The sequence below is a fragment of the Paenibacillus thalictri genome, assembly GCF_004307995.1.
GTDB classification, from domain to species: Bacteria; Bacillota; Bacilli; order Paenibacillales; family NBRC-103111; genus Paenibacillus_AF; species Paenibacillus_AF thalictri.
In genome coordinates this window covers 1-22,206 of sequence record NZ_SIRE01000017.1, presented here as the reverse complement: position 1 = coordinate 22,206, position 22,206 = coordinate 1, and the positions used below count along the sequence as shown (strand labels likewise).

The 22,206-nt window shown below is 51.5% G+C and carries 18 protein-coding genes and 1 CRISPR repeat array; of the genes, 8 read left to right on the top strand and 10 right to left on the bottom strand.

Features of this window, described 5'->3' with window-relative positions:
* Positions 1 to 41 precede the first annotated feature (41 nt).
* From EYB31_RS22800 to EYB31_RS22770, 7 genes are all read right to left on the bottom strand, one after another.
* Complete coding sequence (locus tag EYB31_RS22800) at positions 42 to 2,357, bottom strand: FAD-dependent oxidoreductase (RefSeq protein WP_131015733.1); 2,316 nt, start codon at positions 2,355 to 2,357, stop codon at positions 42 to 44.
* Between the two features lie 51 nt (positions 2,358 to 2,408).
* Positions 2,409 to 3,326, bottom strand: a complete 918-nt coding sequence (locus tag EYB31_RS22795) for a dihydrodipicolinate synthase family protein (protein ID WP_131015732.1) — start codon at positions 3,324 to 3,326, stop codon at positions 2,409 to 2,411.
* An 18-nt stretch (positions 3,327 to 3,344) separates the two neighbouring features.
* Positions 3,345 to 5,441, bottom strand: a complete 2,097-nt coding sequence (locus EYB31_RS22790) for a golvesin C-terminal-like domain-containing protein (RefSeq protein WP_131015731.1) — start codon at positions 5,439 to 5,441, stop codon at positions 3,345 to 3,347.
* Positions 5,442 to 5,481: 40 nt separating this feature from the next.
* The gene (locus EYB31_RS22785; RefSeq protein WP_131015730.1) at positions 5,482 to 6,411 is read right to left on the bottom strand and encodes a dihydrodipicolinate synthase family protein; all 930 of its coding nucleotides are present in this window, start codon (positions 6,409 to 6,411) and stop codon (positions 5,482 to 5,484) included.
* An 864-nt stretch (positions 6,412 to 7,275) separates the two neighbouring features.
* Positions 7,276 to 8,886, bottom strand: coding sequence for a type 2 periplasmic-binding domain-containing protein (locus tag EYB31_RS22780; RefSeq protein WP_131015729.1), 1,611 nt, complete (start codon positions 8,884 to 8,886; stop codon positions 7,276 to 7,278).
* A 684-nt stretch (positions 8,887 to 9,570) separates the two neighbouring features.
* A complete protein-coding gene (locus tag EYB31_RS22775; RefSeq protein ID WP_131015728.1) occupies positions 9,571 to 10,446 on the bottom strand; it encodes a carbohydrate ABC transporter permease in 876 nt (291 codons plus the stop codon).
* Entirely contained in the window at positions 10,446 to 11,405 is a 960-nt protein-coding gene (locus EYB31_RS22770) for an ABC transporter permease (protein WP_206105487.1), read from the bottom strand. The genes EYB31_RS22775 and EYB31_RS22770 overlap by 1 nt, the downstream gene beginning before the upstream one ends.
* Positions 11,406 to 11,667: 262 nt before the next feature.
* Here EYB31_RS22770 and EYB31_RS22765 point away from each other — a divergent pair, with 262 nt between their 5' ends.
* Together EYB31_RS22765 and EYB31_RS22760 are read left to right on the top strand one after the other, a co-directional pair.
* Positions 11,668 to 13,248 carry a response regulator gene (locus tag EYB31_RS22765; RefSeq protein WP_131015727.1) on the top strand — a complete coding sequence of 527 codons (1,581 nt, stop codon included), beginning with the start codon at positions 11,668 to 11,670 and terminating at the stop codon, positions 13,246 to 13,248.
* A gap of 4 nt (positions 13,249 to 13,252) precedes the next feature.
* Positions 13,253 to 15,061 (top strand): cache domain-containing sensor histidine kinase, encoded by a 1,809-nt coding sequence (locus EYB31_RS22760; RefSeq protein WP_131015726.1) that lies wholly within the window; start codon positions 13,253 to 13,255, stop codon positions 15,059 to 15,061.
* Here the strand turns inward: EYB31_RS22760 and EYB31_RS22755 are convergent.
* Positions 15,058 to 15,516 (bottom strand): RidA family protein, encoded by a 459-nt coding sequence (locus EYB31_RS22755; RefSeq protein ID WP_131015725.1) that lies wholly within the window; start codon positions 15,514 to 15,516, stop codon positions 15,058 to 15,060. The two genes, EYB31_RS22760 and EYB31_RS22755, sit on opposite strands and share 4 nt — an antisense overlap.
* A gap of 173 nt (positions 15,517 to 15,689) precedes the next feature.
* Between EYB31_RS22755 and EYB31_RS22750 the strand changes: the two genes are divergently transcribed.
* Both EYB31_RS22750 and EYB31_RS22745 read left to right on the top strand, forming a co-directional pair.
* Positions 15,690 to 16,352 (top strand): Crp/Fnr family transcriptional regulator, encoded by a 663-nt coding sequence (locus tag EYB31_RS22750; RefSeq protein WP_131015724.1) that lies wholly within the window; start codon positions 15,690 to 15,692, stop codon positions 16,350 to 16,352.
* A 33-nt stretch (positions 16,353 to 16,385) separates the two neighbouring features.
* The gene (locus tag EYB31_RS22745; RefSeq protein WP_131015723.1) at positions 16,386 to 17,132 is read left to right on the top strand and encodes a metallophosphoesterase family protein; all 747 of its coding nucleotides are present in this window, start codon (positions 16,386 to 16,388) and stop codon (positions 17,130 to 17,132) included.
* A 239-nt stretch (positions 17,133 to 17,371) separates the two neighbouring features.
* A CRISPR array of direct repeats spans positions 17,372 to 18,294; the repeat unit is 33 nt; unit sequence GTCGCATCCCGTATGGGCTGCGTGGATTGAAAT.
* Positions 18,295 to 18,522: 228 nt separating this feature from the next.
* Here the strand turns inward: EYB31_RS22745 and EYB31_RS22740 are convergent.
* Positions 18,523 to 19,676 (bottom strand): IS3 family transposase gene (locus EYB31_RS22740; RefSeq protein WP_276322081.1). Its coding sequence is split into 2 segments (ribosomal slippage): positions 18,523 to 19,418 and positions 19,418 to 19,676, totalling 1,155 coding nucleotides; the frame shifts between segments, so codons are not numbered across the junction.
* Positions 19,677 to 19,793: 117 nt separating this feature from the next.
* On the opposite strand from EYB31_RS22740, the gene EYB31_RS22735 reads away from it, so the two are divergent.
* The 4 genes from EYB31_RS22735 (at position 19,794) to EYB31_RS22720 (ending at position 21,488) form a co-directional block, all read left to right on the top strand.
* The gene (locus tag EYB31_RS22735) at positions 19,794 to 20,042 is read left to right on the top strand and encodes a hypothetical protein (protein WP_131015722.1); all 249 of its coding nucleotides are present in this window, start codon (positions 19,794 to 19,796) and stop codon (positions 20,040 to 20,042) included.
* On the top strand, positions 20,029 to 20,331 hold the full coding sequence (locus EYB31_RS22730; protein WP_240762746.1) for a PIN domain-containing protein: 303 nt from the start codon (positions 20,029 to 20,031) through the stop codon (positions 20,329 to 20,331). Before EYB31_RS22735 ends, EYB31_RS22730 begins: the two co-directional genes overlap by 14 nt.
* Positions 20,332 to 20,853: 522 nt before the next feature.
* Positions 20,854 to 21,087, top strand: coding sequence for a hypothetical protein (locus tag EYB31_RS22725; protein ID WP_206105486.1), 234 nt, complete (start codon positions 20,854 to 20,856; stop codon positions 21,085 to 21,087).
* Entirely contained in the window at positions 21,084 to 21,488 is a 405-nt protein-coding gene (locus EYB31_RS22720; RefSeq protein WP_131015721.1) for a type II toxin-antitoxin system VapC family toxin, read from the top strand. The genes EYB31_RS22725 and EYB31_RS22720 overlap by 4 nt, the downstream gene beginning before the upstream one ends.
* Before the next feature lie 352 nt (positions 21,489 to 21,840).
* On the opposite strand, the gene EYB31_RS22715 is transcribed toward EYB31_RS22720, so the two are convergent.
* A partial coding sequence (locus EYB31_RS22715; RefSeq protein ID WP_165452556.1) for an integrase core domain-containing protein occupies positions 21,841 to 22,206 on the bottom strand: 366 nt, incomplete at its 5' end.

Sequence of the window (22,206 nt, the reverse complement as noted above, 5' to 3'; positions counted from 1 at the left end):
TCTTGGATGATCCCGCTTATGGCGGGTGAAATTCGGGGCACTTAATGATCCCCGTACACTCTGATCTCTACAACCTCAGCGTACGGACTGCCGTTGGTAGCGTGAATCGCGAGCTGCAGCGTGCGGGCGGTGACGGGCTGCGGCAGCACATGGACCCGCTTGCGCTTGCGGTTAGCGGTAACCGACACGGCTTCGTACCAGCCCGTACCGTCATCCAACAGCACGCTGTAATCTTTAACCAGCTCCGGCATCACGGTAAACGGTGTCCGCAAAAAATGCAGATTGTTTAAATATTCGTTCGGATCGTCGTTAAACGTCATGTGCACTTCCCGGATCGTCACCGGAGCGTCCCATTCCAATCGTACGTGCTCCCCGCCGGAACCCATCCGGTCGGATAACCACAAATGCGGCAAGCCGTATGGGCGATGGTAGCCGTCCGTTATTTTATCCGGCGTATATGCATTTGTTTCCGGCAGCAGTCTGAAGCAATACGGTGTTCTTAACACCGGCTTCATACTCCATTCGATCACCGGCTGGTTCTCGCGGTCCTCCAGCCGCTTCGACACGTCGGAGCCCGCCTTCCTGACAAATCCGAGCACTCCGGTCACCGGATGGCCGGACAAAAACAGCGACACGGCCGGGTTTGCTTTTACAATGAGAAAAGCGTTCTGCGGATGTTCCGGCGCCCAAACCACCTCCGCCCGCACCCACTGCCGCTCGCCGCGATGTACCTTAACTTCTGTACGCGCTTGTAAATGGACCGGGATGTAGTTTTCCGGCCGCCCGGTATTCCATACCTCCACCTGCAATACCGTATCTTCGTCTGCGGTAACAAGCAGCTCCACGCCGTCCAACTGCGGATCGACGGGCAGCAGCAGCCCTGCATCCTCCACAAGCGGGAAAACCCGCTGCGCGTCTTCCGCGCCAAGCTGCTTCAGGCAGCTTGATGCCGTCACGCGGGCACAAGCGGTCAGATCGGCCGTATCCCGCCCGGCAAGGCCGATTAGCGCAGCGTCCTGCCGCAGCAGCGTCGCCTGCAGCTCCTGCAGGTGCGCTTCGTAAAGCTGCCGCGGGAATATGCCTTTGCTTGCGCAAAGCGCCGCCGCCGTTCCGGCCGCCTCGCCCATGATCGCGCAGGTGGCCATCACGCGGGTCGTGCCGAAGGCAACGTGGGTGGCGCTGATGTTGCGGCCGGCAAACAGCAGGTTGCCGATATTGCGGGAGTACAAACTCCGGAACGGAATATGGTAGATGCCGTCCGGATGCACATGCTTCGAGCCGCCCTGCTCCGAATAGACGCCTTGCGGCGGATGCAGATCGATCGACCAGCCTCCATATGCGACACGGTCGTGAAACTCGTTCTGCGCAATAATATCGTTTTGGTTTAACACGTAATCGCCGATAAACCGCCGCGATTCCCTTTTGCCGGGAACCGACCCGACCCATTCCAAGGTCAGACGATCCGCATCGAAGCGGCCGGAATTTTTGATATAGTCCCATATGCCGTAAATGACGGCCCACAATTCGTCGCGGATGCGCTCGTTATCGTGAATCGTATCCAGTTCGCCGCCCCATTCGATCCACCAATAGTGGCAGCCCGAATCCCCGCTTTGAATGATCCGCTTCAACGGAATCGACGTATCTTCGATCCGTACGGCGAATGCCGGAGCGATAAACGGCACGGGCCGCCCCGCATCTTTGGTGTAAAAAAACATCGTGCTGCCCAGCGTTACCCGATCGGCCTGCTCCGGCGCCGCCGACTCGTTGAATTCGCAGCGCGCTTCCCTGCCGATGCGGTATTCGGCTCCCGCCAAAACGCCGACCAAGCCGTCGCCGGTACAATCCATATACAGCGGGCTGGCAAAACGCAGCTTCCGCTCCGAACCGGTCATCCAGCCTTCCACCGACCGGATCAAACGGCGTTCGCCTTCTTCTTCCGCTACTACGGTATATACGTCAGTGCTGTGGAGCGATTGGCGGACTCGGCGGTCGCCCTCATCTTCCGCTACTACGGTGTATACGTCGGTATTGAGGAATAGCCGGATGTTCGGCTCGGCCCGCACGGCCTCCAATACGACCAAATCCCATATATACGGGTTGCCGTCGGGATTGCGGTATTGATTTTCCAAGTACAACTCGCCCATAATACCCGACTCGCGGGCATAACGGTTGACTCCCGTCGCTGAAGCGCCGCTGACCCAAACCCGGACCTCGCTGCTCGAATTGCCGCCCAACACCGGGCGGTTCTGCACCAGCGCTACCGACCTCCCCAGCCTGGCGGCGGCAATAGCGGCGCATACTCCGGACAAGCCCCCGCCGACAATGGTAATATCCGCAGCAACCGTTTCTTCTCTCATAATTCAAAGCTCCTTTACCCGTATCGCAGCTTACGCTAACCCCGGTTCAGCTTATTCCGGCTGCGCTTCTTCAATAAATCCCATCATCTTCTCGTACACGCGCTGAAGTTCGGCATATTGCCCGCTTTTTACAGGCTCAAGCGGCCTGCGCGGTTCGCCGCAGTCTACGCCCCGCAGCTTGATCATCTCCTTGATCGAACCAAACAACCCCAGCGCCCTGACGTCGGTAATAATCTCGTTGACTTTGGCTTGCCACCGCTGAGCTTCGGCCATGTTGCCCCGCACATAACAAGCTTCGATTTTCAAAAACAGCTCGGGCATCATCCCGTACGTGCTGCCGATACCGCCGTCCGCACCCATTGATCGCCCCGCCAAATACTGCTGGTCCGGGCCGTTAAAAACAACGAAGTTTTCGCCGCCGGTTGCTTTGATTTGCTGCAGTTCGTAAGAGCTGAAGCTGGTCACCTTGGCACCGGCGAGGCGCGGATGCTCCAGCATCGTCTTCAGAAACGGCGTTGTCAGCTGAAAGCCGGTCGCCCCCGGAATATGGTAGATGATAAACGGCAGCGAGCAGCTGTCCATGATTGAAGTCCAATAATGCTTCACCGCCGACTCCGAATACCCATAATAAAACGGCGGCACCGACGAGATTGCGTCGACGCCCAGCGACTCGGCATGCCGGGCCAGCTCCATGCTGTCCTCCGTATTCATCGCCCCGATATGGGCAATAATGGTAAACCGTCCGCCGCTTTGGGCGGCTACATGCTCCAGCACCAGCTTGCGTTCCGCCACCGTCTGCAGGAGCCCTTCCCCGGTCGAGCCGCCGACGTACACGCCTTGTACGCCCCGCTGGATCAAATATTCCGTCAGCTGGCATACGGCATCCGGGTTGATGCGTCCCGCCGGGTCATAACACGAGTTCATAGCGACATGAACGCCTGTAAATTTAGTTAAATCCGTGTTGTACATGGAATTGCTCCTCCGCTGTTAATAAATGATGATATCGTCGAAATAAGCGGTGCCCATATTGGCCCCCGTGCTGTTGATTCTGACGCCGGAAATGCTGGATACCGCATTTCTGAAAGTATAATTGCTTGCCGCCAGCGTGCCGTCGATATACACGTCAAACTTTTGGCTCGCAGGCCGCGCAACGATTTTTACGTTGTACCAGGTGTTTGCGGAGTAGGTGCGCAGCACCGTCTTGCTCGCGCCGTTATACGTGTAAATTTCGCCGGTGCTGTCCCAGCCGATTGTAACCGCGTTTACCGCCGACGCACCGGTCAGACTGGCGCCGAATACTTGATCCGCCTGCGCCGCCGACATGTTGAAAGTCATTGTGACGTTGTTGGTTGTGGCTGCATACGTTTTAGTCGCTTCGACCAGCGCGGAAGCGGAGCTGTCGCTGAGCTTCAAGCTTTTGTCCGTGGCGCTGGGCACATCCTCCACCGTCACCGTACCGCCGGTCGTGCCGACCGTCCAGCCTGACGGGGCCGCACCCGTCGTCATCGCATTGAAATTTTGCTGCAGCCTTGTTCTCACTTCGTCCCATTTCAATTCGTACCGGACAATGTTCGGATAATCGGAAGATGAGCCTTTTTCGTACGTGATGATGTTAAAATACGTGGTGCCGCCATCCTGCTGCAAATAATATTCGGCGTAAAATGAATCGCTGGATACGTAGGAATTTTGGCTGATTTGGACGCTGGATTCCAGCTCAAGCGTGTCCGGATTGATGCGGTACAACATCAAGTAATTGACACCGGATTGGATGTTCCGGGAAAGCAGATAATATTCGCCGTTCTCCACAAACAACTTCGGACGCCCGATATATTCGATCGTGCTGTAGGCGGAGGACAAGTCTTTTTGCTGGATCAGGTTAAAATTCGCGTCCGTCTTGAACAGCTTTGTCACCTGGTTGTCGCCCCTGGCAATGACCAGAAATCCGCTGCCGTATTTCTCCAGCGAGCTTTCGTTAAAGGCAAAAGAAAATTCGCTGTTCAAGTTTTTGACGTAAGACCAGTTCGCTCCGTTGTCCGTCGTTTTCAGCACATGCACCGCCCGGGTTCCCCCTGTTAATTCCGGGAACGACATGGCCAGCATATAGACGGTGCCGCCGTCGTTGTAATCGTCGAACATGTAACCGTATTTGTATGAGCCAACCTGCGGAAAAACACCCTGATCGGTGAACGTATCTCCGTTATCGACCGATTTCAGCACTCTTGCGCCAAGTCTTGTCGTCGAGCCTCCGGCCTGCTGGTCCACATAATTGTAAATATCGCCGTTTGGCATGCGCATCAGCTCGGGGTTTTGGTTGACGACGGACGCGGTGCTGTCGGTAGTGGCGGTGCTGACGACCGTTTTTGAGGTCGGATTAAAAATCATCGTCTCCAGATTGGCCTGCGAATCGCCGGCGTGTTTGTCTCCCCGTTTGTAAGAGACGATCACCTTTGTGTCGCTCAGCTTGAGCAGCGTCGGAAAAGCCGCGTATTTATCGACGCCGGTCGGGTCAGCGTCAAGCAGCGTTTGTATCGTTTTGTAAACGGGGGTCATGGCTACCGGCAGACCGGTCGCTTTGACGGCGGGGTTTCCTGCCGGAGGGCTCTGTCCCGCGGTGACCAAAGCGGCGGCATCCGCCGAGACATATCCGTTGGCGTTGTTGGTCAGCTCAATATAACCGCTGGAACCGGCGGCAAAGCTGTGAGTGCCAAGCTTGATCCACTGTGAGCCGTTTGCCGTCTGATCGACAAGATACGTCTGCGAGCCACCGTTGTAAACGACAGTATACGGCGCGTCAGTCGCGCGATTGCCGTTCGCCGGGTACCAGATGTACACGTCGTAGCTGCCGCTGCTGGGCACGGCCGGCGTCCATCTCGCTTTGCTGTTGGCCGTTCCGCTTGCCGCATACCGGGAATTGGTGCCGTAATATCCGGCAAGCCCGCTTGTCGTCCACGAGCCGGTTTCCGTATAAGACCCGGCGCTCGTATTGTCCACGATCATTTCCGCCGCACTGGCAACCGAAGCAACAGCAAAGAAGAGAAAAACGGCAAATGAGAACATGACGGTCCAACCGAATCGTTTCTTCATCAGCAAACTCCCCTAACCTTAAAATGGATTTTAATTGACTTTAATCAAAAAACTCAGGAATGATCGCTTTGGCTTCAGCCCGAATGTCTTTGACAGCCTCCTGCGGAATCGAGCGGTACGGGCCGCGCAGCCGGGTGCCGATATCGGCCCAGCCCCCTACGGCGGCCAGCAGCTTGTCGACGGCTTGGTTTGAATAGCGGTGCTGAGTAATCCACGGCCTGATGTGCGCGCCCATAAACGACTGGATTCGGCGCTCCAGTTCCAGCGCGCTTTCGATGTCGGATCGCATCGTTTCGTACCATCTCTGAGCCGCAGCCGGATTCAAACAGGCCATATTCGAGTACGCACCGGCCGCGCCCCGCGAAAATCCCGTAGCCAGGCTTGAGCCCGGCACAAAAACAGACATCCGGGAGCGGTACCGCCTCATCGCTTCATACCATGCAGCGTCGCCCCCCGCCGTCTTCACGCCAATCAGGCCGGGGACGGCTTCGAGCAGCTTCCCGTATGCTTCCGGCGCAAGCACCTTTTTGGCATGGGGCGGATTGTACAACACAAGGCCGACGGGATCGGCCGCTTCCGCCATCCGCTGCAGGCTCAAGATCGCTTCCTCTTCGGTAACCGGAAACCAATCCGGTAAAATGACCTGAATCGCTCCGGGCTGGAACGCCTTGGCGCGCCGGATCCGGTCCAAGGAGATGCTCATGCTCATATGGCTGGCGCCGATCTGCAGCGGCATACCTTTTTGCGCGCAGCGATCCGCTACCAGCTCGTGAATCCGCTCGAACTCCGCTTCGCTTTGCGCGTAAAATTCGCCGGCCGAGCCGTTTGTATAAATGCCGCTTGCGCCGCTTTCGAGCAAAACATCCAGCTCGGCCGACAACCAGCCGTAATCGATCGATTCGTCATCGTTCAGCGGCAGCAGCACCGTAGCCCAACTGCCGAATATGTCCCCTGCTTGTAACGGCTGCATCGCCTTGTCTGCTCCTTTTGCGCACCATTTGTCAGTTAATAAACTAAATCCGCTTATCTGTAAAGATGTACCGGGCAAAGCCAATGTTGTCAGAATAAGAAGTCGATGGACCCCAGTATCGTCACAGGGATAATCAAGCTTCTTTGATGCGTCGCGACCCGTCCTGGACTTAGAACGCCTTGGGATGGATAACGGACTGAATGAGACTGTCGACTCATGGTGCATCACCCAGCCGTTGAGCGTCATCCGATCGTTGTGCATCATCCAATCGTTGGTATCACTCAACCGTTGTGCATCACCGATCTTTGAACAGCCCCAACGTTGGAGGAGCCCCCTCTCTAACGGACATGAGCGCAGCAATTTAAAGCAAATCTGAGGTTTGCTCAATGGGACGGACACCAGCGCCCTTATTCGGCCTATCATCGCGATTTCCCCGACTTTTTTGGGCAAATAAAGTCGCTCATGTCCGCTAAAAATGATATCCTCGATTTTTTAGCCACATAAAGTCGCTCATGTCCGCTAGCGTTGGAACATAACGTTCGCATGCATTAAGGCGCCCCGGCCGTTTAACGTTGGAGCATTACGTTCGCATGCATAAGGCGCCCTGACCGTTTAACGTTGGAGCATTACGTTCGCATGCATAAGGCGCCCTGACCGTTTAACGTTGGAGCATTACGTTCGCATGCATAAGGCGCCCTGACCGTTTAACGTTGGAGCGCGACATTCGCATACATAAGGCCAACCAGAGCGACGAGGATGTCCGTTACAGACAACTAGCCGAAGATCAACTTTAATCAAAGTCGAAACGAAATCGCATCGTTCGCCGGGTTCGAGCACCCCGATGTTCAGCGCAGCTTAAGCGAGTTACTTATGCGCCTTGTAATAGTCGTTGTAGTCCTTGGTCACATCTTCCCAGCCTGCAGCGTACACTTCTTTCAGGAAGTCGTCCCAAGCCGTCAGCGGCAGCTCGCCGTATACGATTTTGGCCGTTACTTCGGCAAACTTCTTCGTGTAGATATCTTTTTTGTAAAACTCCGTTTCTTTCTCCGATACGATGCCAAGCAAGCCGTTTTGCTTGTAGTTCGTTTCCACGTATTTAATACTTTTGTCGAGCCATTCCTTCTGGTACGGGTACAGCTCGGGCACAACTTTCTTCAGCCACAGCTCTTCGTCGTTAGGCCGGCGGAACATCGCCAGATGGCCGATCCATTTGGAGAAATTGCCGTATTCCGGCTCCAGTCTGACGATATTGCCGTTTTCTTTTTTGTAATGAACGCCTTCCACGCCGTTTTTCAGCACGTTCCAGCCTTCGTCGCTTAACATCCAATCAAACGCTTTGATGATCTCTTTTTCTTTGCCTTTCGCTTTGGTCGTCAGCCCCCAGGCATTGTACAAGCCGGAGTTGGTCGACACGAGTTTTTCGTTTTTCACCTGATCCGATTCCGGCGCTGTCGGGAATTCGACAAGCTCCACTTCAGCGGACGGCTGCACCTTTTTTACAACGTTGAGCAGTTGGGCATCCAGATTACCGGCGAAAGTCCGCATCGAAGCGGTTGTTCCTTTGTTGAACTTATCCATCTTGGCGCCGATCCCCTTATTGGTAATCAGATCGGGGTCCAGCGATTTGTCCAACATCAGCTGGCGGTAAAAATCAAGCGCGTATTTGAACCGGCCGTCTTTGGCGAATATGCCATACGCGACTTCGCCGCTGCCGTTGTCGTACCACTGCTTGTCGGCATGCCATGCCCGCGCGAAAAACTCCAAATTGTTCGACGCCTGCAGCGACATCATCTCGCTGGATTCGGTCGTGCCGTACGTGTCGGCTTTGCCGTTGCCGTCCGGATCCTGCGTCGCCACCGCCTTGAAAAAAGCCCGCCAGTCGGCGATCGTTTTCGGCACCGGCAGCTTCAGCTTTTCCCGCCAGTCTTTGCGGATCGCCATAAAATCCTCGCGTACGATGGTCGAGCGGGGAATCATGTACGTCTTGCCGTCCGGGTCTTTGACCGCGTCCAGCGACGCTTTGTTGGAATATTTCATGATGTTGGGCGCGTCTTTTAAATAATCGTCGAGCGGCAGCAGCACCTTGTTTTTGACCATTTGCTTATACATGGTGTCATACGGGGTGTCCAAAATGATCACCTCGGGATAGTCGCCGGATGCAAGCAGCACGTTGCGTTTCTCCCAAATGTTAGCGAGCGGTACGGCATTCCACGTAATTTGCGCGTTCGCTTTTTTGTTGATTTCCTGCACCCATGGGTTGTTGTCCGGCGAAAATTCCGGGGTCGCCCGCAGCATCACGGTAAATTTGACCGGCTCGGCGTTTTTTGGCGCTTCTCCGGCAGCGGCCGCTTTCGGATCGGCCGGCTTCGCCTCCGGCGTTTTGGCCGTCTGCGTCCCGCCGGAGCAGCCTGCAGCGGTCAGCAGCAGCCCGATGGAAATCGCTACAACGGGCAGTACGTTCAGCTTTTTCTTCATAAATTCAATCCCCTTTGCGATATTGTGATATAAAAATCCCCGAACTGCAGGGAGTATTGCCTTGGTGTTGTCTAGGAGTCAGTCCGACGAAAGTAAATCGGTGAATATTGATTCATGAGTGCGGCTATTGCAGGAAAGAGATGGCATTCCACCGCTCGTGAAAACCGTGTTTTTCTTGAATTTACCTTGCGGTAATAACACGGTTTTCAAGGCGGACGTAAACTTTCCATGCCACTCCCTTACCCTCCATACACCTGTATGAATCAATATTCACGAAAATCAATCCGTCGGACTGACTCCTAGCGAGCTATATAAGCCCCACGAAAAAACGCGGGCGTCCGTTTCAGTGAGGATGTCCATTTCAGTGCAGTTATCCGTTCCGTTGTGAAAGGGATGGTCTTGCCGCACCAGACATTTTGTTTTTTCCTTGGTTTTCCTTATCTTGTTTACTTTTATTTAAAATGAATTTTTATTCATATAGGTTTATGGAGGGAAAGGGAATGGTGCGAAAGCTTATGCTTCCGATGCCAGTTTTCCTTCGGAAAACTCTCAAGTTTACGTCCGTTTTTGAAAACCGTGTTTTTACCCCATAGTAGATTCTAAAAAAACACGGTTTTCATTGACGGTGGAGTGCCATCCCTTTCCCGCAATAACCGGCGATATGAATAAAAATTCCTCCTGCGCCTACTGCTTCACAGCCCCCAGCATAATCCCCTTAATAAAATACTTCTGCACAAACGGATACGAAAACAGGATCGGCAGCACTGCCGTGATGATCGTAGCATTCTGCATCGTCTTCGGGTACACCTTCTGCGCATTCAGCGGGTCCGCTCCGGCGAGCACGTCGGTATTTTCCGTAACGATCTCGCGCAGCAGTATCGTTAACGTCCACTTCGAACGGTCGCTTAAATACATGACGGCTTCAAAAAAGCGGTTCCAATTCACCACCCCGTAAAACAAACCGACGGTGGCGATCACCGGAACGGACAGCGGCAAAACGATGTTCAGCAGGATGTACATGTGGCCCGCGCCGTCGATTTTGGCCGATTCCTCCAGGCTGTCGGGGATCGATTCGAAAAACGTTTTGACAATAATGAAGTTGTACGTGCTGATCGCGGTCGGAATAATGAGCGCCCACAACGTGTTGTACAGGTGAAGGTTTTTCACGACAAGAAATACGGGAATGAGGCCGCCGCTGAACATCATCGTAAAGATGATAAAAAACAAGATCCACCGCTCGCCCCGCACCTTCGCTTTGGCCAAAGGGTACGCCGTAACAATCGTCATCGCCATGTTGACCGCAGTGCCGACCACGGCGATAAATATCGTATTCCCGTAACTGGAGATTAACAGCGGATTTTTAAAAATAAGCGTGTAAGCCTCCAGATTGATGTTTTGCGGAATAATCATCATCGGGTTGTCGACAAACGCTTTGTAATCGCTTAAAGAAATCGCCAGCACGTTTAAAATCGGGTACAACGTGACAAGTCCAAGCAAAGTAAGCAGCGCATAGTTGGCCAAATCGAATGCGGTGCTGAACGAAAATGTTTTTGTTTTCACTAAAAAATGCCCCTTTCCCCGAACTTCCTGGCAACGCCGTTGGCGATGAGCAGCAGCACAAGCCCGATCGACGATTTAAACAACCCGACGGCCGTCGAATAATCGTATTTGGCTTCGACAAGCCCGGTACGGTATACGTAAGTCTCGAAGACGTCGCCTACCTCCAGCACAAGCGGGTTCGACAGCAGAAAAATTTGCTCAAAGCCGTTGTCCATAATATGGCCGATTTTCATGAGCAGCAGCACGATAATCGTGCTTTTGATGCCCGGCAGCGTGATGTGCACAATCTGCCTCAGCCTGCCCGCACCGTCCATCTTGGCCGCCTCATACAGCTGCGGATCAACTCCGGTCAGCGCCGCGAGGAAGATGATCGTATTCCAGCCCATCCCGTGCCATAAATCGGATAAAACGATGATTGTGCGGAAAAACTGCTTTTGCCCCAAAAAGTTAATCGGTTCGCCGCCAAGCGACTGAATCATCATATTAATTACGCCGGTAGACGGCGACAGCAGGTTGATCACCAACCCGGCGATGACAACCCAGGATAGAAAATACGGCAAATAAATGATCGTTTGAATCGTTCTTTTAAAAAAGATGCGTCTCACTTCATTAAGCAAAATAGCGATAATAATCGGAATCGGGAAGTTGAACACAAGTTTATACATGCTGATCAGAACGGAATTGCGGAATACGCTGAGGAAGGTGTCGCTGCCGACAAGCTCCTTGAAGTGCTTTAGGCCGACCCATTCGCTGCCGGTAACGCCCCCGAACACGTCGTAATCTTTAAAAGCGATCGTAATGCCGTACATCGGGGCGTAATGAAATACCGCATAATACAGCAAACCCGGCAGGAGAAGCAAATAAAGCGATTTGTTGTGCCGGATATGGTCCCATGTGGACTTCACCCGCGGTGCCGGTGCTGCTTTGGTCATTTTTGTAAGCTGCGCATTGGTCTGCATGAATGCTGTTCCCACCTTGTCTTGTTTGATTCCATTATATAAGCGCAGCAAGTGGAACGTAATGACGCTAAACGCGACTTATAGTCCGTTATTTGGGAAACTTTTCTCCCGTCCGGACCTCAAAAATACCGCCCCAGCCGGATAAGGTTCGGATTTATGGCATTTGGTTCGGATTTTTGTCAGCTTTGCGTGATCCTTCACGAAAGCGATTGCAGCCATCCCCCGCCCACCCTATAATTTAGTTACCGGAAGGGGGATTATCATGGCTTACACCGTACTCATTACCGACGACGACCCAAAAATCAGAGACGGGCTGGCCGCGCATATGGATTGGAGCGGTCTCGGGTTTGAAGCGCCGCTGAAGGCGGCGGGCGGACAGGAAACGCTGGAGCTGATGAAATACCGCCAAATCGACCTGCTCATTACCGATATTCGCATGCCCGGCATGTCCGGATTAGAGGTAGCGGAAGCGGTGACCCGGCTGTACAAGCATACCGCTATCGTCATCTTAAGCGCGTTCCACGAATTTGAATACGCCAAAACGGCGATGAAATACGGCATCAAGCATTATGTTACGAAGCCGACCGATCTGGATCAGCTGACCCGTGTCGTCAACGACATCACCTCCGAGCTGGAGGCCAAACGCAAGATGACGGAAAAATGGAAAACAATCGAGAAAAAATATTCCGAAGCCGTCGAGCTGCTGATCGAGCAGTTTTTCCTCGACCTCGCGCACGGCGCCGTCAAATCCGACGCCTATATCGCCTCCATGCTGGCCGATTACGGGATTTCGCTGCCTTACGTGCGCTATGGCATGCTGCGTATCGCGCTGACGGACAACCGCAGCGTGTTCCTGCACAAAGCCGTGCTCGAACGGGTGCTGCAGCAGGCCGCGCTGCCCCATGCGGTGCAATATTACAGCTTCTGCGATCATGAGTGGGCGCTGAGCTTGGCCGTCAATTTTGAAGCCACGGACGACTTTCGCCGCTTCGCAATGAGCATCCGGGAGCTGTCCGCTGCCGGCGGCATGCCGGTGAGGATCGGCGCGAGCCGCGAGGTGTATGCGCTGGAGGCGCTGCCCGCCTGCCATCGTCAAGCCCAGGAAGCGCTGCTGGCCGGCAAGCTGCCGGAGGTGGCGTTCTGCGAACGCGCCGAAAGCGAACCGTTTCGCGATATGACTTATTCCACGGATAACGAGAAAATATGGCTGACCTACATTGTGGCATGCGATGAGGAGAAAGCGCTGAATATGCTGGACAGCTTGTTTGCGCCGCTGTTTGAGCAGAACGCTTACCGGGAGACGTTTCATGAATATGTCGCCAAGCTGTACTTTGCCTTGGAGGCTGTTGTGGCGGAGCTGCAGATCGAGATGAGGCTGATTACGGGAGAGCGCATTTTTCCGGTCACGAAGGTCACCGAATTTTACGCGATGGAAGAGCTAGTGGACTGGTTCAAGCGGCTTACGGGGAAAACCATTCAATATTTGAACGAGGCCAAAATACCGGGCAGCCATAAATTTGTCGAGCAGATGAAAGCATATATCGAGCTGAACTACATGAACGAAATTACGCTGTATTCGACCGCCGAAGCGGTTCATCTGTCCCCCGCTTACGTCAGCAAGCTGTTTAAGAAAGCGACAGGACTGAGCTTTGTCGAATACGTCACGCAGGTGCGCATGAACAAAGCAAAAACACTGCTCGCAGACCTTCATACCAAGGTGTACGAGGTCGGAGCGCGGGTCGGCTACAAAAACACCAAGCATTTCTCGCAGGTGTTTAAAACAAGCAGCGGCATGACGCCTTCCGAATACCGCGAATACGTCCGTCCGGGTAAAGGGGAATAAACGCATGAAGCGAATCGCCAGCGGCACGCTGCTGAAAAATTTCGCCTGGCTTGTCGCCTTTATTATGGTGCCGGTGCTGCTGCTCAGCTACGGGTATGTCGCTTATTGGGGCAATTACATCCAGCAGCAGGAGATCGAGAAGGACACCAAATTCCTGTCGCAGACCGGCATCACGCTGGACACCATTCTCAACGACATCACCCAGGCCATCTCGCTGCTCGAATTCGACCAGAACCTCAGCGATGCGATCGAAGAAATGGTCGATACGGAAGGCAATATCTCCCCTTCCAAGTTCATCTATTTGAACTCCGTCTGGGACAACACCTTCCGTACGCTGATTGCCAAGCCGTACGTCCGGTCGGCCTATTTTTATCACGAGCAAAACAAACGGTTTATATTCACCACCGACGGCATCCGCAATCTCGCCGATTTTCCCGATATGAGCTGGCTTGCTTCGTACAATCAGGCTTCCGAGGATAAAAACTATTGGGCCGAAGTCCGCAGCATCCCCACCAACGATTCGTCGGGCGCCCAGTTCGAGGCGCTCTCTTTGTTCCGCAAGGTGCCGATTTTTTCCACCAAAGGCAAAGGCGTGTTTATCATCAACCTGGAGACGAAATACTTCGACTCCTTGCTCGCCAACCTTCCGAACATCGGGGAGAAAAACGTCTTTATTTTGGACGGCGCAAGCCAAGTGCTTTACAGCAACAACGGCAGCCGGCTGGCGAACTACCTGACGGATAACGACATTAAGTCGTTTACAAACACGGGCCATCTGGTGAAGCGGCTGGATACCCTCGATTATCTCGTCTCTTATACGAAGTCGAAGCATTACGACTGGACGTATATTTCCATCATACCCGTGCAAAGCTTGCTGACCCAACTGCAATGGATGAAAAAACTGACCGCCGCCTTTGTGGCCGGAACGTGCGTCTTGATTACCGTGCTTGCTTTTGTGTACTCCAAACGCAATTTCCGGCCGGTGCAAACGATGGTTGAGCTGATCAAGCACCATGAGGCGGGCAAGGACATTTTGCATTACAAGCCCGGTAAAAATGACGAATATGCGTTCGTAACCTATCACATCGTGCGAAATTTTATCGAAAAAAACGAGATGCGCCAAACGCTCGCCGAGCAGAAGCTGCTGCAGAAGGAAACCGAGCTGTACGCGCTGCAATCGCAGATTAATCCGCATTTTTTGTACAACGTGCTGGAGACGATCAACTGGGAGGCGATCGACCGGCTTGGCCGTAAAAATACGATTTCCGAGCTGCTGCTCCAACTGTCCGGCAACCTGCGTTATATTACCCGTGATCATAACGGCCTGGTCACCTTCGAAGAGGACGTTCAGCATCTCAAAATGTATCTGCACATGCAGCAGCTTATTCACCAGCAGCGGTTTGCGATCGTCTACGATATCGATGAATCGGCGTTGATCTGCCACACGATCAAGCTGCTCATACAACCAATCGTGGAAAACAGCATCATGCACGGACTTGCCGATCTGGCAGCACACGATCCCAAGCCGACCGTCAAAATCACCCTGCGGCGGGCCGATTCGCATCTTCTTGTCAAGGTGGCCGACAACGGCTGCGGCATCGGGCATTCACAGCTTGCCGCCTTAAGGGAACGCATCCAAGCGGCGCACCCTCCCCAATTGGACGGCAGAACGGCGTCGGGTCTCGGACTTCAGAACGTCAACCAGCGCATCAAGCTAAAGTTTGGCGGCGAATTCGGGCTCACCGTCAACAGCAGGCCGAACAAAGGAACCGTCGTTGCGCTCACCGTACCCGTGATTCACAGCAAGCTCTAGCCCTGCTCCACTTCAAAAATCGAATCGACGACAAGCGGCAGCTGGTCGCGCAGCGTGCTGGCTCCGAGCACCGACCGCGCATGGTTGCCGCGCTCGCCGAACACATCCAGCATCAGATCGGAGAAACCGTTAAGCACCTTATGCGGCTCCGAAAACTCCGGATCCGCGTTGATAAAACCTTGAACCTTGACGACTCGTTTCACGTGATCCAGCGAACCTAACGCCGATTTTAATACCGCAAGCACTTCGATCCCCGTCTGGCGGGCAAATTGGTAGCCTTCTTCGGTTGTGTACCGTTGGCCCAGCTTGCCGCGCGGATTGCCCGCAGGCCCTTTCCCCGATACAAACATCAGGCCGTTAACGATGACATAATTGGTGTATTTCGCCGCAGGCTCGCTCGCTTCAGGAAGCGTAATCCCCAGCGCGGCCAGTCTATCTTCCGCCGATTCCAGCATACCGCAGCCTCCTCTTCAGTCGGGTTCCCCGATAATAAGTTAAATTTTTCCTATTCTATCACCGTGCACAAGGGAATGCAATGACTTTTTCGACACCAAATGAAGGACTTTCGATACGTTTTGCAGAAATAATTGGAAAACCCATTTAGAATAAGTCGGAGGATCAACATATCATGATAGACTTCTTGCAAGGAATTCCCTTATTTGCAGGACTTAGCAGCAGCTACTTGCAAAAGATTGCAAACGAATGTGCGATCAACACGTACGCCTCTGGCACCATCCTGTTTCGCGAGAACGATATCGGCACCGTCTTTTATTTGGTTTTATCCGGATCTGTGAAAATTTATAATTCCAGCAATCATGGAGATGAAAAAATATTGTCCATCATGACAGTAGGGGATTGTTTCGGCGAGTTGTCGCTGCTGGACGGCAAACCGCGCTCTGCATCGGCACAGGTGATTGAAGATGCCAGAGTGCTGTCGCTTTCTTCCAAAAGCTTTAACGTCTTGCTGCGGGGCAACATCGACATGGCGCTTCATATTATCAAAGAGCTGAGCAACAGACTGCGGGAAACGAATCAACAGGTGCACGATTTGACGTTTATGGACGCCAAGAAACGGGTGATCAAAAATTTGATCAAGCTCGCTAACGAGCACGGCGCCCGCAGCGGCAACATTGTGCGTTTCAAAATCAATCTGAATTACGATGAGATTTCGCAGCTCGCCGGCGTCGAAAAGCCGCTGTTGTTCCAAGTGTTTAACGAACTTCAGACAAAAGGCATTTTGTCCGTTTCCGGCAACGAATTTTTGTTGAATTTATTGAAGCTGAAATATTAGCAGTCTGCAAGGCAGACATCAAGGAGATCACCTATGAGACTAGCCGTTATATCGGATATGCACGGAAATGCAACCGCTTTTGAAGAGGTAATCCGAGATCTGAAAGAGATGAGCCCTGACGCTGTTGTATGTCTAGGCGATATTGTAATGAAAGGCCCTCAGCCTGTTGAATGCATCGACATGGTACGTTCGCTGAACCCGCTTGCCGTTGTTAGAGGAAATTATGACGATAAATTTCTCAAGTCGCCTAAAACACCGGAAAATTACAAGCAGGAGTTGCAGCTGCGCGCCCTACGGTACGATTCGGAGAAAATCAGCCTGGCCGATCAGGAATGGCTGACACAACTCCCTCACGGTCATACGTGCGATCTGGAAGGCATCCAGACGGAGATGTACCACGCTTCCCCGCAATCTTTATATAAAGTAACTTATCCGTGGGCAACCAACGAAGAATTGGAGCAGCTTCACCAGCAGGAGCAGACGAAACTTGTGCTGTACGGCCACATCCACCATGCCTATGTCAGATACTGGGCGGGCCGAACGATTGTCAATTGCGGCAGCATCGGCATGCCGTTTGACCGCGACAACCGAGCCAGCTACGCTGTTATCGATTTTGCCGGATCGAATCTGGCCGTGCAACTGCGCCGGGTGGAATACGATATCGAGAAGGCGCTTAAGATCGCCAAGGAGCTGCAAATGCCCGACGCGGACGCTTTTGAATATGCGATAAAAACCGCACGGTACCCATATAACGAGAAAAAACAGCTGCCTATATCGTAGCGGCACAGCGGGTCGGCTTTCCGAAACCTCCTCATTTAAACGGCCGCTTGGATGAAGTGCAATTCTGCGGTGCGAATGTGAAGCTCACATACTTTTCCCGGGAGATTCGCACCACGAAAATGGATAATATACCCATATTTTGATTGTTTTTCTGCTGGCAGATGCTTGTAGACCTAGTAATTGGGCGCTTTTTTGACGAAAAATGCGAAGGTACGTGCGTATTTTATTCGAAAATCGCTGTCGCATCCCGTATGGGGTGCGTGGATTGAAATACCTTCGCGACAAATGCCCCTGGAATCGGTTTTCGTCGCATCCCGTATGGGCTGCGTGGATTGAAATGTCTCATAATCGCTGAGGTAATTGTTATACATCTGCGTAGTCGCATCCCGTATGGGCTGCGTGGATTGAAATAGTTTATGAGCGGTTGTGTGCTTTACAGTAACAACGTCGCATCCCGTATGGGCTGCGTGGATTGAAATTGCGCATTATACAAGCCTCCCGCATAAGGAGTTGTCGCATCCCGTATGGGCTGCGTGGATTGAAATCGCAGACCTTAACACATTCGCCGCCGCGAACAGGTCGCATCCCGTATGGGCTGCGTGGATTGAAATCTTACAGAAATTAACGGCATCAGCGAGTTTTTCACGTCGCATCCCGTATGGGCTGCGTGGATTGAAATTCCGGTACGCTCTCCTGCAGCTTGGCACTGGGAGGGGTCGCATCCCGTATGGGCTGCGTGGATTGAAATCGCCTTCCACCGTCGCAAGTACAATATTTACATCAGCGCGTCGCATCCCGTATGGGCTGCGTGGATTGAAATTCAACCGTTCGTCCAGGTCAATACCTCGCTGCTTCGGTCGCATCCCGTATGGGCTGCGTGGATTGAAATAGGAATTTAACCGGGACAATGTACGCCAGGTAGCGGTCGCATCCCGTATGGGCTGCGTGGATTGAAATCTCCCCTAGCACAATTTTCCTACATCATACCATTACGTCGCATCCCGTATGGGCTGCGTGGATTGAAATTTAAATAGTCTCCGTGGCTAATTAGTCCCTGAATAGTCGCATCCCGTATGGGGTGCATGGATTGAAATTGTAGGTGTGAGCCTAACCACGACCTATCACCTTCGTCGCATCCCATACGGGGTGCGTGGATTGAACTCCACATTTTTCAAATCATCGAACGATTGGGTCATAGTAGTGATGAGCAAGTAAGAAGTGTGTATTTACACGTTACTAAGACCATGAAAAACGAGGCGTCCCAAAAATTCAGTGAACTCATGAAAAACCTTTAGCTCATCTGGATGCGAATGTAAGATTGGTAATTGTGAGACAATTCTGAATCAGCTTGTATCTCTGTCAATAGAGTAGACACAAAGAATCGAGAGAATCAGGCTTCTTTTCGGTACATACGTTCGTATTCATTGGGTGTCAGATACCCAATGGTAGAATGGATACGCTTGGCATTATAGAAGCAGGTGATGTACTCGAAAATGCGCTTGCGAGCTTGGTCCCGGGTCTTGAACTTCTCCAGATAAATCAGCTCTTTCTTGATCACGCTGTGGAAGGATTCGATGCAGGCATTATCGTAGCAATTCCCTTTTCGACTCATACTGCCCTTCATCTTGTAGACTTTTAAACGGGCCTGATAATCGGAGGATGCATACTGGCTGCCGCGGTCCGAATGATGCAAGACCTCACCTGATGGCTGTTGTTGCTTGTACGCCCGATCCAGTGCCTCGATGACTAGCGCTTTCGTCATTCGTTCACTCATCTGGAAGCCTACAATTTTACGGCTGTACAGATCCATCACGCTGGCCAGATAGAGCCAACCTTCCTCTGTAGCCACGTAAGTGATGTCAGTCACCCAGGTTTGGTTTGGAGCTTGCGGCCGAAATTGACGGTTCAGCACATTTTCTGCAACCGGCAGTTGATGCTTGGAATTGGTAGTGGCTTTGTATTTTTTGATGGTTCGGGACTTCAATCCTAACTCCTTCATAATGCGGGCTACGGTCTTCTCTGAGACCTGCGTTCCTTGTTTGTGAAGCACCTTGGTGATCTTCGGGCTTCCATATAAGCGGCGAGAGTCCAGAAAGATGTGGCGGATGCGCCTCGCTAGCTTTTTCCGGCGTTTCTCCCGTTTGCTTTCCTTGCGTTTAGTCCATTTATAGTAGCCGCTTCGGGAAACATCTAAGGCAGCACATAACTTCGCGACACGGCACTGGAAGCGGTGATCGTGGATAAATGTATAGATCAGCGCCGGTCTTTGGCGAAGTAGTGCATCGCCTTTTTTAAGATCTCGTTCTCCTCTTGCAAGTCACGAATCTGTTTTTGCATATCGCGAATGGCTTTGTCATCGGGTCTGAGTTGTCCACTGCCGGGGAAGGCATGCTGACCATCTTGTTTCATTTCAGCCATCCATCGATAGACCGTATTATCGTGCAATCCCAGTTCCTGAGCTACCTGGGAAACGGCCTTTCCTTCTTCTTGAATCATTTGTACTACTTGCCGTTTAAACTCTTTGTCATAGCTTTTCTTTTTCATCACGGTCACCTCGAATATGGATAAAATGATTGTATCCTATTCTCGGTTCTCCGTGTCTACTTTTTAGTCTAACACCATTCTGAATCAGCTATACTTAAATCAAGGAAGGTGATTAAATTGAACTTTGTCAGAAAAATAACTAACAGTGATGTACTAAAGCATATCGTCGATCTCCCTGAAGACCTTCAGAATCAGGATGTTGAATTAATCATATTACCTATTGGAAATCCATCTCACTTCAAACAAGTGATCTCCCCTTCTCCTACCGCTAGAGGTGCATTGAAACAGTACGCCAATTTGGATTTAATCCAATACGAGCAAAGCGCTTGGGAAAAGGGTGTGCAAGAAAAACATGAACATCGTTGATGCAAATTTAATATTGCCTTATTTGCTTCAAGATGCGCCTCAGTTCATTGAACAAGCTATAGACAAAATTGAAAACCATCATATCTTTATCCCTAACGAAGTTATCGCCGAAGTCGTATACGTCTTGGAGAAGGTGTACAAAGTCGAACGAGTCAATATCCTTGATGCCTTGCAGAACCTGCTCACATATAGCAACATTACGACACATGACAGAAATATCCTAGTCGAAGCCTTAAAGGTCTACAGTAAAATCAAAATCGACTTTGTTGACTCGCTGCTCTTCGCCTAATCCAAAATCGGTGGACATACCATCTTCACTTTTGACAAAAAGCTCAACCAAATGCTTACTGAACTACGCAACGCTTAATAAAATAGGCTTCTCACAAAGTTCGACTGAACTCGTGAGAAGCCTATTTTTTTATGTGGTCAAAATGTGGTCAAATGACGTTTTCTAACTTGAGACCCCCTGACACACAAGGGTTTCAGGTCAGCTTACAACATTCCGCCCATGAGACAAAGGCTTTTTCATGTATCTTTTGAGTCTTTATGTGACGATTTTATCTGATATCCTTCAGATATTAGTCCAATATACTTGTGAGTATGGTGTATGGGTAGAGTTCGTGGGCAAGTTGCGGGCACTAACCCTAACCCCAATAGTACATGAAAAGCACACGATAATAGCTCGTTCTGTGTGCCGCGGCCGTATCCATTCATTCCATTATCGGGTATAATTGTTTATAAGTAAAGATCGAAGAAGATCGCGGAAAGCGAAACGATTTAGCAACATATTTTGATAAAGGAGTGGTTCTCCATGTCAATGGTACGCAAACTCCATCCTCATATAGCAAAAGACTTAAGGGAGTTTTTATCCGAAAACAATATTTCCACCAAGAAGCTTGTCATAGATCTTGAAGCAGAAACCATCGAGGACTTTGATGATTACTCAGTCGATGACATTTTAAGTGTAGCTGGAATTCTGAAGCCCGGGGAAGCGCAACAGTTATTAGACCATATCCATGAGTCACGGGAGGGCTGGGGAAAGTGACTCACAACCACTCAGGATATTTATTCGATTCGAACATCGTCATAGCCATTCTGGACAACGATCATGCCGCCGTTAACTTAGTACGACAAGCCCAAGAAGAAAAACGGCGAATATTCTTTTCGACGATTACGGAATGTGAAGTACTGAGCGGTGTCAAACACAATCAGTTCTTAATCGCAGAAAAGTTATTCTCCCCTCGGCATATGATACATGTCGATTCCGTTGTCTCAAGAAAAGCAGCTTCCATGCAAAGCGAGCAGAGAAGCAAGGGACGGAAAATAAAAACTCCTGATGCGCTCATTATTGCAACTGCCTTAACAGCTAATTTGATACTGGTTTCTCGCGATTCAGACATGAACTTTGTTACGAATGAGTATGGGATGACTTTGTTGAAAATATAGGGTTACCGTGCTGAAAACCGACAAAGGATACACTGAAGTTAATGCGTTCTCCAGAGTAAGTACGGAAAACGCATTAACTTCATCCCAAATATCCAAGTTTGATGATGCTGATTCGGAATCAATACATTACTCCGCCCATGATGTAAATACGTCGCATCCCATACGGGGTGCGTGGATTGAAATGTGACTACCTTGTTCGCGGCTGCATCTCGGTAGGATCGCATCCCGCATGGATGTGTGGGTTGAAATTGCCAAATCAGTGGAATTGCTGATGGTGTATACAGTCAAATCCCACACAAGGTGCGCGGCGTTTGTCAAGCTAGTTGTCGTTAACTCTATAAACTATGAAATGTCAAGACAAAGATTTTTCCCCAGCCTGAATAAGCGCAACCTTTTCCGGGTTGAGCCATACTTTTTCTTCCAGGTTCCAGTCGCGAATTTCGCCCGACCATCGATTCGGATGCTTGGCTTTTGCAGCCGCGTAGACTTCCTTCCGTCTATTGAACACTTCATCGGCTAGTCCTTGGTGGCGTTGGCTTGGTGTAATGAAGTTTAAGCCGCTATGACGATGCGTGTCGTTGTACCAGCGAACAAAAATGAGCACCCATTCTCGCGCTTCAGCCAGGTCTGAGAAGCCCTTAGCTGGATAGTTAGGGCGGTACTTGCACGTACGGAAAACAGACTCCGCATACGGGTTGTCGTTGCTTACCCGCGGACG